The organism is Microbacterium umsixpiens (genome assembly GCF_053543675.1).
The window spans coordinates 1-11,585 of sequence record NZ_JBLVOH010000237.1; the positions used below are offsets into that span (position 1 = coordinate 1).

Genomic DNA, 11,585 nt, shown 5'->3' on the forward strand with positions numbered 1-11,585 from the left:
GGGGAGGGGGTGGTGACGGTGCTGGTCATCACGCGGTCTGTCCTGCGATCAGTTCTTGCGGAGGGTGAGCGGATCGACGAAGGCGCCCTTCGAGAAGAAGCTCACGCCCTCCCCGAGCACCCACTTGGAGTCGGCGGCGATGGTGGGCACCCAGTCCGCGCGCTCGACCACGGATGCCTCGGCCTCGATCCAGAGCGGGCAGGAGTCCAGTCCGCCGACCTGCGACGCCTCGCCCTGCTTCTGCGCGTAGACGGGGTTGTTGATCGCACCGAAGTTCGGGCCCTCGGGAGCCGCCGGGCCGACGAAGAACGGACGGAAGCCGGTGGGCTGCGACGCTCCCATGGAGACGAAGCTGACGCTCCATCCGGTGCCGGAGTACAGCACGTCCACGGCCTGAGCCGGTCCGCGGTTGTCGAGTTCGACCTTCACGCCGAGGTCCTTCCAGGCGCTGGAGACGAGCTCGGATGCGGCGGAGGTGAACTCCATCTGCAGCAGCTGCACGCTCAGCGGCACGCCGTCCTTGGCGTAGATCCCGTCGTCGCCCTTCGCGTAACCGGCTTCTTCGAGCGTGGCGGATGCCGCCTCGATGCCGCCGGTGGGGATGACGTCGGCGATCGCCTTCTGGTCGACGCAGATGTTCGAGGGTGCGCGCAGGAAGTCGGCCACGTAGCCGAGCCCCTGGGTCTGCACCTGGGTGAGCTCCTCGAAATCGAGGGCCTGGGCGAGCGCACGACGCACGGCTTCGTCCTGCGTCGGGTAGCCGTCGCGCTCGTTGAACATCATCATCGTGACGCCGGTGTCGGCCACCTGCTCGGTGAAGCCCGACTCGCCCTCCAGCCGCGCGAGCTGATCGACCTGCAGCAGCGCGGTGTCGGCGTCGCCGCCCAGGAGCAGGTTCACCTGGGTGTTGAGGTCTTCGACGATGTTCAGGTTGACGGTCTTCGGGAGGTCCTTGACCGAGAACCCTTCCGGGCCCCAGGCGTAGTCGTCGTTGCGGGTGAGGGTGATGTGCGAGCCGGTGACGAACTCGTCGACGACGTAGGGGCCGGTGCCGTCGGAGCCGGTGGTGAGCACCGACGGGTCTTCCAGCGCCGAGTCGCACACGATCCCCAGCTGGGTGAACGAGGGCTCTGCACCCAGGAACGGCATGCCGACCGTGAGGGCGACGTCGACCGTGCGGGCGGTGTCGTCGTACTCGACGGTGAAGTCGGAGGAGCCGAAGAAGTTGTTCACGAGCGGGGCGTTGGTCTCCGGGTCCTTCCACCGCTCGAAGTTGCGGGCGACGGTGCCGGCGGTGATCTCGCTGCCGTCGGCGCACATCGCGCCCTCCTTGATGACGAAGGAGGCAGACATCGGCGTGAAGTCCCACGACTCCGCGAGTCCGGGAATGGCCTCGCCGGTCTTCGGGTCTTCCCGGACGAGCGCCTCGTAGATGAGCCAGGTGGCCTGGCGTCCGCCGGTGCTGAACGCGAGTGCCGGGTCGATGCTGTTGACCGTGTCCGGAAGCAGCATGGTGAGCTTCGAGCTGTCACCACCTCCGCCGGATTCGCCGGGGATGGCGGGGGTGCACGCGGTGAGCGCCATTGCCAGGGCCAAGCCGGCCCCCACCGCAGCGGGGACGAGGCGCGGGGACTTCGGGGTAGTGCGCAAGGGTCCTCCAGGGTTCGGGGCGAGCGTCGTCGCCTTCGACAGTTTGTTGGGCGCTATTCAACACCATGACGAAGAACGTTCATGTAACAACTGTGTTACGGCGGTGATGACTCGCCCAAATACCCCGTGATTCCGGGAGAGAGCGAATCTGCCTCCCATCCGGGCCGGGCAAGAATTCATTGCAAATTTCTACAATCTGTGCCAAATTCCAGGTACCCAGAACTGTGGAGGGACCATGACGGATACCGCACCACCGACGTCGGACACGTCGTCGCGCATCCCCGCGTTCACCGATGAGGAGCGGGCGCATGCCGCCACGATCGTCGACATCGTGGGTCCGATCATCGTGCCGCTGGCCCGCGCGCTCGCTCCCCGCACCGAGGTGCTGCTGCACGATCTCACCAAGATGCCCGGCACGATCGCCGCGATCGGCGGCAACATCACGGGGCGCGGTATCGGCGGGCCGGCCACCGATCTCGGCCTGCGCACGTTCTCGTCGGGGTGGAACGAGCACCTCATCGGCTACCGGACCGAGACGAACGACGGGTTGCCGATGCGCTCGTCCAGCATCTTCTTCCACGCCGCCAGCGGTCGACCCGTCGCCTGCCTGTGCCTGAACACCGATGTGAGCGAAGTGGTACGCGCACAGGAGCTGCTGCGTAGCCTGAGCGCCATCACGACCATCGACCCGTCGCTGCGATCCGAGACGATGACCGCCGAGAAGTTCCCCGCCTCCGTCGAGGATCTCGCGCAGGGCATCCTCGCCGAGGCCGTCACCGAGACCGGCATCCCCGTCGAGGCCATGAAGAAGCGGCACAAGGTGGAGGTGGTCCGACAGCTGCGCGATCGCGGCTTCTTCACCATGCGCGAGGCCGTGCCGATCGCCGCCCAGAACCTCGGGGTCGGTCGGCACACCATCTACAACTATCTGAACGAGATCGAGGAATCCGCGGACGCCTCGAACGAAGAGGAATAGGGATTCGTGGACGAACGACGCGTCATCCGCTCCGCCACCTGCAACGGACGCCCGATCGACTACGCGATGAGCCTCGAGCAGATCCCGTTGCGCACGGCCGACGGCACCCAGGTCGGCACGCTGTCGGCGTTCTCGTACATCGCCGAGACCGACGCCGAGACTCGTCGGCGCCGCCCCGTGCTGTTCCTCACCAATGGCGGCCCCGGCGCCGCGTCCAGCTACCTGCACCTGAGCGGCATCGGCCCGTTCCGCGCCCAGATCCCCGCCGACCTGGAGTCGGGTGTCCGCGCTCCGTACGGCATCGAGGAGAGCCCGTCGTCGCTGCTGGATGCCGCGGATCTGGTGTTCATCGACGCTCCGGGGACGGGTTTCGGCACGGTGGCGGAGGGCGCAGACCTCGCTCCCTTCTTCTCCATGGAGGGCGATGCCGAGGCGTTCGCCCGGGCCCTCACCGAGTGGGTGGCCCGGCATCGACGCTGGGATTCTCCGAAGTACTTCCTCGGCGAGAGCTACGGCACCCACCGGGCCGCGTTCCTCGCGTCGAGCGCACACGGCATGTCGACGGTGCCGTTGGACGGCATCGCGCTGCTGGGCCAGGCGGTCAACATCCAAGAGACGGCCGAGCGCCCCGGCAACGTGCCCGGCGCCCTGGCGAACGTGCCGTACAAGGCCGCGGTCGCCTGGTACCACGGAGCGGGATCACGCGAGCACGAGTCCGTCGAGGACGCCATCCACGCCGCGCTCGACTACGCCTGGGGCGACCTCGCCACCGCCATGCTGCAGGGGACGTCGCTGCCCGGCGCCGAGCTGCAGGCTGTGGCCGCCCGCCTGTCCGGCATGATCGGGATCCCCGCAGAAGAACTGGTCCGGTCCCGCCTCTGGATCTCCAAGACCGACTTCCGCAAGCGACTGCTTCGAGATCGCGGGCTCGAGGTCGGCGTGAACGACAGCCGCTACACCTCCCCCGCGACCGACCCCGGCTTCGGCGAGCTCGGACTCGACGCGGCCGGCACGCATCTCTCCCCTCGCTACACCGCGGCGTTCGTGCAGCTCTTCGAGGAGCTCTTCGACGACACCCCCGGCATCCCCTATCTCGTCCACGACGCGAACGCCGCCAGGGAGTGGGAATGGGCGGATCAGGGCGGCGCCCTGTTCATGTCGATGGGCAAGCCGTCGCCGTTCCACACCTACCCGTACCCGGCACGTCTGAGCCGGTGGATGAAGCAGATGCCGACCGGGCGCCTGTTCATCGGCACCGGGATCTACGATTCCCTCACCACCATCGGCTCGGCGGATCATCTTCTTCGCCAGTGGGACCTGCCGCGGGATCGTGTGGTCTCGCACTGGTACGACGGCGGTCACATGATGTACAGCGAGAGAGACACGATCGTGAAGCTCAACGCCGACCTGCGTGACTTCGTGACGGGCGGCCACGAGTGACCGCCCCGGTCCGGAAGGCGCGCATCGGCGGCGCCGAGATCGAGTACCGCGGCACCGTCGGGGAGATCGACGTCTCCGACGGTGAAGACGGCCCCGGTGCGCGCTACGTCTTCACCGAGTACATCCGCACCGACCTGACCGACGACGAACGCGCCGCGCGCCCCGTGCTGTTCGCCTTCAACGGCGGCCCCGGCTCGTCATCGGTGTGGCTGCACCTGGGCCTCGGCCCTCGGCGGGTGGCCGACGCCGACACGCTGCATCCGCGGATGGCTCCGCCGTTCGCACTCGTCGACAACGACGACTCTCCGCTCGATGCCGCGGACCTCGTGTTCATCGATCCGCCCGGCACCGGTTACAGCAGGATCCACCCGGATGCCGATCGTGAACGCTTCCACGGTGTGGAGCAGGATGCCCGCGCGACTCTGGAGTTCATCGGCCGGTGGGTGCGGCGGAACGGTCGGGAGCAGTCGCCGCGCTTCGTGATGGGCGAGAGCTACGGCACGCATCGCGCGGCGCGCATGTCGCGTCTCGCGAACGGCGGCCCGATGCGCGGAGGCACCACGAGGGCGACCTCGCTGAACGGTGCGATCGTGCTCGGGCCGGCGTTCGGACTCGGCGAGCCCGCCTGGAGCAGCGACGTCCAGGCGGCGTTGGAGTTCCCCACGCTCGTGCACACCGCGCGCCACCACGGTGCCGTCTCCGACCTCTCCGATGACGACGTCTCGGACTTCGCCCGCACCGAGCTGCTCCCGGCGCTCGTCGCCGGAACGCACCTGGACGTCGCGGAGCGGGAGGCCCTCGCGGCACGCATGGGCGGGCTGCTCGGACTCCCCGCGCAGGTGCTCATCGAGCACGATCTGCGTATCAGCCCGGATGCCTTCGCCCGGCTCGCGTTGCGTGAGCAGGGTCGCCATCTCGGAATGTACGACAGCCGCTACACGCTCGCCGCCGACGGTGCCGGCTCCGACCCGGTCGCCGACGACCCGGCGATGGGCGCTTACGCTCCGCAGTTCACCGGAGCGATCCAGCACTATCTGCGCGAGGAACTCGGATACGCGAGCGACGACGAGTACCGTGCCATCGACTTCCGTCTCGCGATGGGCGGTTGGGACTGGGACGGGCACGACTCACCCCACAGCAACTGCTTCGGCGACTTCACCGAGGCGGTCCGTCGCGACGAGCGCTTCGAGCTGATGATCGGCGTGGGCGAGTACGACCTCGTCACGACCAGGGCGGCGACCGAGTTCACCTTCACCCGCTTCCGGTTCGATCGCTCACGCGTGCACCTGAAGGTCTACGGCTCTGGCCACATGCCCTATCTCGGCGAGGCGCCCCGGGTCGCGCTGGCTACGGACATTCGGGAGTTCGTCCGCGTGGGCGCTGCGAGGTAGCTCGACAGATCCCGCCGATGACGCCGCGGCTACGCTGAAGCGCATGGCAGACGATGTTCGCAACGTGCTCGAAGCTCTCTCCACGATCGACGAGCACTGGCAGCCGCATCGGCTCACCAGCATCAACGACTACGACGTCAAGGTGGTCAAGCTGCAGGGCGAGTTCGTCTGGCACACCCACCCCGACACCGATGAGCTGTTCATGGTCGTGAGCGGTCAGCTGACGATCCAGCTCCGCGACCGCGATGTCGTTCTGAACCCGAACGACGTGTTCGTCGTGCCGCGCGGAGTCGAGCACTGCCCGAAGGCGACCGACGAGGTGCACGCGATCCTGTTCGAGCCGAAGGGCACGGTGAACACCGGAGACGCCGGCGGCGACATGACCTCAGACCTGCACGAATTCGACTGAGATCTGTCCGTCGCTCAGACCCTCGGCCACTCGCTGGTCAGGTAGGCCTCGACGGCGCGGTGCCGGAAGCTGTAGGGCTTGCCCCTGTCGATGACGCCGCGCACGGTGTCCAGGCGTTGGGCTGTGGGGCCCACCTCGGTCACTTTCGAGAACCCCATCGCCTCGGCGATGCGGGTGGCTGTGCGCTCCGGGGCAGGCAGCTCTGACATCACCTGGAGGAACTGGCGCTCTCTGGCGGGGAGTCGTTCGAGGATCCGTTCCACGTGCGCGGTCGCTTCCCGTTGCGCGCCCTGCCAGCCGCGGCGGACCTGGTCTGCGGTGATCGTCGGAGTGGAATCTGCGTACCAGGACTGCTCACCGGCAAGCTGGAACAGGAACGGCTCTCCGCGGCAGACGTCGACGATGAGCGCTGCCGCGTCGGGGTCCATCCGCACGCGAGTGGAACCGCCGGCGCCGTCGGGAACTGCCCACCCCTCGAGGACGAACTCCTGGAGCGCTTGGGCGAGATCCTCGTCGTCGATGGCCGACAGAGTGGTGGTCTTGAAACGGCGGGCAAAGGTCGCCCCCATGCGGGCACCAGCCATGTCTTCGAAATCCGGGAGGCCGGTGAGGTAGACGGCGATCGGCAACGAGCGGCTGACGCGTGCGCCACCGGGCACGGCGACCTCGACCTGGTGCGTGAGGGCGTCTCCGAGTGCGATGAGCAGCTGGGACAGCGCCTTTTCATCGGTGATGTTCTGCACCTCGTCGATGTGGATCAGCGCCATGGCACGGCCGTTGGCGATCGCGGCGAGACCGACTTCGATCAGCAGCTCGGTGAGAGCCGTGAAGGGCTCGGGCCCGTCGACACCGCGAAGCGTGAGGGAGATGCCGGAGACGGCGACGGCCTGCACGCGTGCGATGGCATCGCCGATGCGCTTCTCACGCGACGAGGAGAGTCCCGCGTCGGTCGCGAGCTTCAGCACGGCTCCGGCGACGAGCTTCAGAGGGTCAGCTCCGGTGGGGATGCGCAGCTGCGGGGTGACCCAGTCGCCGGCACGCGATGCTTCCTGAGCGATGCGTCGCACCAGCGTCGACTTCCCGAGCCCCGGCTCCCCGAGGATCGTTCTGCCGCGCTCCGGTAGACCCGCGAGGCGGCGAGGACGCACAACATCGCGCCAGTCACTCAACTGCGCGGTGCGTCCTGCCCACACCTCGGGGATGGTGTCAGAGCCAGGGCTGAAGGGGTTGTCGAGTGCATCACGCATGTTGATAACATTATCAACGTGCCGCAACCTTGATAAGGTTATCAGCGCATCCACGCTGAGGTCGCTCCGGCTCAGCTGTCCTGCTCTTCGGCGATGACGGTTCCCGACTCGTCGGTGACGGTGAAGCCCCCGTGCGTGCCTTCGAGAACGCGGTTGATCGTGGTGCCGTCGTGCGGGAACGTGGAGCACGCCTTGCCCGAGAAGTCGAAAGTCGCCTCGCCCTCACCGTGATAGACGGCGGTGACGTCGTAGCAGGTCTCCACGAACGTGCGCCCCTCGACATCGAGGACGCTCGTCGACGACGGGGAGAGCGCGATCTGCGAGACCCGCGCGGCGTCGTCCCGCACGAGGGGCGTCGTGAACGGGGTCACCGTCAACCCACCGGTCGAGCCGTTGTCGTTCCATTCGGACAGATAACCCGCACGCCAGTCCTCGCCGATGAGGTCGGTGCTCTCGATCCATGCGGAGTAGTCGTCGGCCGACAGCTCGATCGCCGGTCCGTCCAGGAAGTCGCCGACGACCCACTCCGCGCTCATGCGCTGCGACATCTCGATGGCCTCCGCGTCGAGCGCGGGCGCCTCGTCGCTCCACGTGATGCCGGTCTCAGATGCCCAGGTGCCGGCGCGGACATCCTCGAGGGGCGTGAATTCCACCTGAGCGAGATCGACCTCGAGATGGCAGTAGCCGCCCCGCTCGTCTGTGACGACCTTGGATGCTGCGGCAGCGCCGAGAGCGGACTCGTCCACGTCGCATCCGGCCCCGGCGGGATCCGTGGTCGGCTTCTCCTGCACGTCAGCGGACGGCGCGCACGCTGCGGCGAGGAAGGTGATGGCGGCGAGGGACACGCTCACAACGGCGGCGCGGCGAAAAGTCGTCATGCCCCGAAGCCTATTGGAGCGCGACACCGCGACTCCGCATCCTCGCGCTCAGACCACGAGTGCCAGTACCGCGAGCACGATCGCCACGACCGACGAGAGGGAGCGCACGCCGTTCAGCGCGTTCCAGCGTCGTTCGAACACCGCGCGCGCAGCCGTCGACGATGACGTCGAGCCGTCCAGGGCATTGTTCAACGGGACGTTGCCGGCGCCCGTGACGACGATGACCCCGACGAAGAAGACGACGCCCGACGCGACCAGCATCCATCCGCGCGGGTCATCCAGATCGAGGAGCCCCGCCCACACGAGCGGGACCGGCGGCAGGAAGATCGGCAGCAGGAACAGCGGGTTCACGACCGCACGGTTGATCGACCTCATCGACGACACAAACGTGTCGTCATCCGTGAGGCCCAGGCCGGGCATCACGCCGGTCGAGAACGACCAAAACGTTCCGCCTCCGAGCGCGAGAAGGATGAGACCGAGGGCGGCGAGGATGTCGGAGAGGTCCACGTCCTGCAATCTACACACTGTCCCTCTAACGACGGACAGGAAGCGTCTCGGAGTATCTGAGAAGTCCGCCCTGCGGGGGATCTGCGGGCGAGGGCAGTGCGATCGGATGGAGTCATCGAGTTCGCGCGTCAGCACGATCTCGTCTTCAGAGGTAGAGACGTCACCAGGACTGGAGTGTGAGAGATGTCACTCGCTCGCCGCATCACGGCGGCCCTCGCCGGCTTCCTCCCCGCCATCGTGATCGTGGTGACGTACATCCTCTGGAAGGACGAACTCGGTTCGCAGATCGCGTTCCATTGGGACGCTCGAGGAAGGGTCGACGGCCTCATCGCGACGGGTGCCGCCTATGGACTCGCGCAGGGCATCGCCGCAGCCGCCGGCGCAGTCGGCGCCATCGTCGTTCTGCGGACATCTCACCGCCTGCGCACGAAGCGCGAAGTCCTCACCTGGTCGGGGTTCTTCGCAGGAATCGGGATGGCACTGTGGCTCGTCCCTGCGGGGCTCACATATGCAGCAGGAAGCGCGGAGAGAGCCACGCTCAACGGATGGCTGATTCTCCTCGCCGCGCTTCTCCTCTACGGCGTACTTCTGCGCACCCTCGTCCCGGCCACGGATCGGCGCGCAATCGACGAAGAGTCGTCCGCGCGGACCAACACCGCCGACTTGCGCTGACGACCGAGTCCCGCCCCTGCCCCTGTCAGTTCTTGGGGAGGGCGAGGGCGGCGATGATCGCGTTCGTGAGCACCGCGCTCATCGTGCGGGCCACGGCCTCAGCCGCGGCCGCGGCACCCCAGTCGCCGCGCTCGATCGCCTTGGCGCGCATGTAGACGTCGCCGCCCCACGGGATCTCTCTGTGGAACTGCGGCAGGGTTCCGCTCGCGGACAGGAGGGCGATGCTCGCGGCGGTGCGGATGTCGGGTGTCTCGCCGTCGGTCAGCACGGAGCGCACCCGCTCGATCAACACGGCACGTCGGTCGCTTCCCAGGACGAGCTTCGTCGTCGGGAAGATTCCGAGCGATCTGCCGTGTTCCCTGATGAGATCGCCGCGCTCCACGAGGCGGTCGAGCACCGGTGCACGGAGGTTCGGACCGATCGCCGCGAGCACCGTCTGCGCATCGCGCGGCTTCCGTTCGATGTACTCGAGCCCGGGCACGAGCAGCTCGTCGGGCGCGGCGTGAGCGTCGAGCGCGTGGATGCGGCTCGTGAGCGCTCCCTCGTTGCGCACCTCGATCCGCTCCTGCAGCGCCAGGTCGCCCAGAGCAGCGCCGCCGAGGACGTAGAAGAGGATGTTCTCCCCCGCGATGGACCCCGAATCAGGCTGGAAGAGCAGAAGCAGCACGTCTTCGACGAGCAGGGGCTCGCCGAGGTGCGGGTCGGGCGAATCGTTCGTGGAGCGGGCGTCGGGCTGGTCCGTCATCATCTCTCTCCTTCTTCGGGTGCGGCATCGGCGAGTGCAGCGTCGGCTGATGCAGCGTCGTCGCTCGGTGCGGCGCTCGACCCGAACGCCTGCTCCCTGGCGAGCGCGGATGCTCGGCCGAGCACGTCGAGCTGCGCCTCGTTGTACAGCCCACCGACGGTCTCCAGGAAAGCCTGCGCCGTGACGCGCGGGCCCTTCGACAGATGCTCGGTCGGCTCGCTGAGCCACGGGTAGTCGGTGAGGTGCTGCGCGATCACCGGCGCGAACATCTCCGCCACGCGCTGACGCGTCTCGTCATCCGCCTCCACCGTGAGCGCTTCGAACTCTGCACTGCCGTCGTCGGATTCCGTCTCGACCATCGTGCGCAGATCCGCCATCGCCTCCGTGTCGTACAGCTGCTCGTAGACGAGCATGAGCGACCGCTCGGTGGTCGACAGTCTCCCCGCGACGTCCTCGAACCCGGCAGGCAGGTCGGTCGTCGATGCTCCGTCGACGATGGCGCGGATCTCGGCCCGTGCCCGCTGCAGCCGCTCGATGCTCGCGGCGAGGTCGGCATCGATCGCGAGCAGCGCCTCTTTCGTGGTGTCCCCCGCAGAGCCGACGGACTCGATCTGGGCCAACGGGACGCCGAGGTCACGGAGCCGCCGGATCTGCAGCAGCCGGACGAGGTGCCGGGCGCGATACTGCTTGTAGCCGTTCGACATCCGCTCCGGCTCCTCGAGCAGCCCGGAGCGGTGGTAATGACGCACCGTGTTCACGGTCGTCCCCGCGAGCTCGGCGAGTTCACTCGTACTCCAGGGCATCCGTCCATCCTTCTGTCGGCACGCAGGGCCGGGGTCTCGGTCGTGGCGCTCAGCACCATTCAAGACCCTGTTCTCGGAACAGGGTCAAGACCCGACGTCGATCTGCCGAGGTCGCTTGACCCTGTGCGGGGAACAGGGTCTGTACTGCTTCTCGTGCCCCGCGCCGGCTTCCGGCCGCGCCTGAAGAGAAAGAGACACCGCCATGGTGGACAACCCGTACGAGTGGCTGCAGAGTGCCATCGACCAGCTGCCGGAGTTCCTGCAGCCGCTTCTCGTCATGCTGGCGGGTGCGATCCCCTACATCGAGGGTGAAGGCGCCGCCGGCCTCGGCATCCTCGCAGGGATCAACCCGATCGTCGCCGCGGTCGCAGGGGCGGCGGGAAACATCCTGTGCGTCATCGGAGTGGTCTTCCTCGGCGCACGCATGAGAGCGGGCGTCGTGTCGCGGAAAGCAGCCCGCGCCGAGGCGATGCGCCTCGAGCCATCCCTCGTCGGCGGATCTGGCACGGCGACGGCTTCCGGCGGAACGTCGCCGAGCGACGCGGATCCGGAGAAGCCGTCACGGAAGACGAAGGGACGGGCCAAGCTCGGTCGCTGGCTGGTGCGCTTCGGCGTTCCCGGCGCGAGCATCCTGGCTCCGCTCGCCCTGCCCACGATGCTGACGGCGGCGTTCTTCGTCGCGTCCGGGGTGAGCAAGCGATGGGTGATCCTGTGGCAGGTCGTCGCGATCGTCTTGTGGACGAGCCTCATCGCCGCCGCGGCAACCGGCGCACTCGCCCTCCTCGGCTGGTGATCACTCCGACAGCGAGTGGCCGAGCACGGAGAACGTCGCCATCTGGGCCGCCGTGGCGCTCCCCCCTCGTCTGC

At 67.8% G+C, this 11,585-nt stretch carries 12 protein-coding genes; 6 read left to right on the forward strand and 6 right to left on the reverse strand.

Annotation, left to right across the window (positions count from 1 at the left end):
* Positions 1-48: 48 nt before the first annotated feature.
* Positions 49-1,650, reverse strand: a complete 1,602-nt coding sequence (locus ACNPM4_RS19790) for an ABC transporter substrate-binding protein (protein WP_262001496.1) — start codon at positions 1,648-1,650, stop codon at positions 49-51.
* 235 nt (positions 1,651-1,885) lie between these two features.
* Here ACNPM4_RS19790 and ACNPM4_RS19795 point away from each other — a divergent pair, with 235 nt between their 5' ends.
* From ACNPM4_RS19795 to ACNPM4_RS19810, 4 genes are read left to right on the forward strand one after another with little or no spacing between them, the layout of a single operon-like run.
* Positions 1,886-2,626 carry a helix-turn-helix transcriptional regulator gene (locus tag ACNPM4_RS19795; RefSeq protein ID WP_448986901.1) on the forward strand — a complete coding sequence of 247 codons (741 nt, stop codon included), beginning with the start codon at positions 1,886-1,888 and terminating at the stop codon, positions 2,624-2,626.
* 6 nt (positions 2,627-2,632) lie between these two features.
* Positions 2,633-4,066 (forward strand): S10 family serine carboxypeptidase-like protein, encoded by a 1,434-nt coding sequence (locus tag ACNPM4_RS19800; RefSeq protein ID WP_448986902.1) that lies wholly within the window; start codon positions 2,633-2,635, stop codon positions 4,064-4,066.
* On the forward strand, positions 4,063-5,457 hold the full coding sequence (locus ACNPM4_RS19805) for a S10 family peptidase (protein ID WP_448986903.1): 1,395 nt from the start codon (positions 4,063-4,065) through the stop codon (positions 5,455-5,457). Before ACNPM4_RS19800 ends, ACNPM4_RS19805 begins: the two co-directional genes overlap by 4 nt.
* Before the next feature lie 43 nt (positions 5,458-5,500).
* Positions 5,501-5,866 (forward strand): cupin domain-containing protein, encoded by a 366-nt coding sequence (locus ACNPM4_RS19810; protein ID WP_029262391.1) that lies wholly within the window; start codon positions 5,501-5,503, stop codon positions 5,864-5,866.
* Between the two features lie 14 nt (positions 5,867-5,880).
* Here the strand turns inward: ACNPM4_RS19810 and ACNPM4_RS19815 are convergent, their stop codons facing one another.
* The 3 genes from ACNPM4_RS19815 to ACNPM4_RS19825 all read right to left on the reverse strand — a co-directional run bounded on the left by ACNPM4_RS19815 (position 5,881) and on the right by ACNPM4_RS19825 (position 8,498).
* Positions 5,881-7,113, reverse strand: a complete 1,233-nt coding sequence (locus tag ACNPM4_RS19815; RefSeq protein ID WP_448986904.1) for an ATP-binding protein — start codon at positions 7,111-7,113, stop codon at positions 5,881-5,883.
* Between the two features lie 71 nt (positions 7,114-7,184).
* Positions 7,185-7,991 (reverse strand): hypothetical protein, encoded by an 807-nt coding sequence (locus ACNPM4_RS19820; RefSeq protein WP_448986905.1) that lies wholly within the window; start codon positions 7,989-7,991, stop codon positions 7,185-7,187.
* A 48-nt stretch (positions 7,992-8,039) separates the two neighbouring features.
* A complete protein-coding gene (locus tag ACNPM4_RS19825; RefSeq protein WP_448986906.1) occupies positions 8,040-8,498 on the reverse strand; it encodes an anthrone oxygenase family protein in 459 nt (152 codons plus the stop codon).
* A 183-nt stretch (positions 8,499-8,681) separates the two neighbouring features.
* Here ACNPM4_RS19825 and ACNPM4_RS19830 point away from each other — a divergent pair, with 183 nt between their 5' ends.
* Positions 8,682-9,170, forward strand: coding sequence for a hypothetical protein (locus ACNPM4_RS19830; RefSeq protein WP_448986907.1), 489 nt, complete (start codon positions 8,682-8,684; stop codon positions 9,168-9,170).
* A 25-nt stretch (positions 9,171-9,195) separates the two neighbouring features.
* Here ACNPM4_RS19830 and ACNPM4_RS19835 read toward each other — a convergent pair whose 3' ends face one another.
* Together ACNPM4_RS19835 and ACNPM4_RS19840 are read right to left on the reverse strand one after the other, a co-directional pair.
* Positions 9,196-9,915 carry a GOLPH3/VPS74 family protein gene (locus ACNPM4_RS19835; protein WP_448986908.1) on the reverse strand — a complete coding sequence of 240 codons (720 nt, stop codon included), beginning with the start codon at positions 9,913-9,915 and terminating at the stop codon, positions 9,196-9,198.
* Positions 9,915-10,718, reverse strand: coding sequence for a helix-turn-helix domain-containing protein (locus tag ACNPM4_RS19840; protein WP_400857730.1), 804 nt, complete (start codon positions 10,716-10,718; stop codon positions 9,915-9,917). The genes ACNPM4_RS19835 and ACNPM4_RS19840 overlap by 1 nt, the downstream gene beginning before the upstream one ends.
* A gap of 202 nt (positions 10,719-10,920) precedes the next feature.
* On the opposite strand from ACNPM4_RS19840, the gene ACNPM4_RS19845 reads away from it, so the two are divergent.
* Positions 10,921-11,511 (forward strand): small multidrug efflux protein, encoded by a 591-nt coding sequence (locus ACNPM4_RS19845; RefSeq protein ID WP_448986909.1) that lies wholly within the window; start codon positions 10,921-10,923, stop codon positions 11,509-11,511.
* Positions 11,512-11,585: the final 74 nt, after the last annotated feature.

Excerpts from the sequence above, each read along its gene's own strand:
- ACNPM4_RS19815 (WP_448986904.1), bottom strand. The coding sequence starts at position 7,113 with ATGCGTGATGCACTCGACAACCCCTTCAGCCCTGGCTCTGACACCATC.
- ACNPM4_RS19835 (WP_448986908.1), bottom strand. The coding sequence starts at position 9,915 with ATGACGGACCAGCCCGACGCCCGCTCCACGAACGATTCGCCCGACCCG.
- ACNPM4_RS19820 (WP_448986905.1), bottom strand. The coding sequence starts at position 7,991 with ATGACGACTTTTCGCCGCGCCGCCGTTGTGAGCGTGTCCCTCGCCGCC.
- ACNPM4_RS19840 (WP_400857730.1), bottom strand. The coding sequence starts at position 10,718 with ATGCCCTGGAGTACGAGTGAACTCGCCGAGCTCGCGGGGACGACCGTG.
- ACNPM4_RS19830 (WP_448986907.1), top strand. The coding sequence starts at position 8,682 with ATGTCACTCGCTCGCCGCATCACGGCGGCCCTCGCCGGCTTCCTCCCC.
- ACNPM4_RS19810 (WP_029262391.1), top strand. The coding sequence starts at position 5,501 with ATGGCAGACGATGTTCGCAACGTGCTCGAAGCTCTCTCCACGATCGAC.
- ACNPM4_RS19845 (WP_448986909.1), top strand. The coding sequence starts at position 10,921 with ATGGTGGACAACCCGTACGAGTGGCTGCAGAGTGCCATCGACCAGCTG.
- ACNPM4_RS19795 (WP_448986901.1), top strand. The coding sequence starts at position 1,886 with ATGACGGATACCGCACCACCGACGTCGGACACGTCGTCGCGCATCCCC.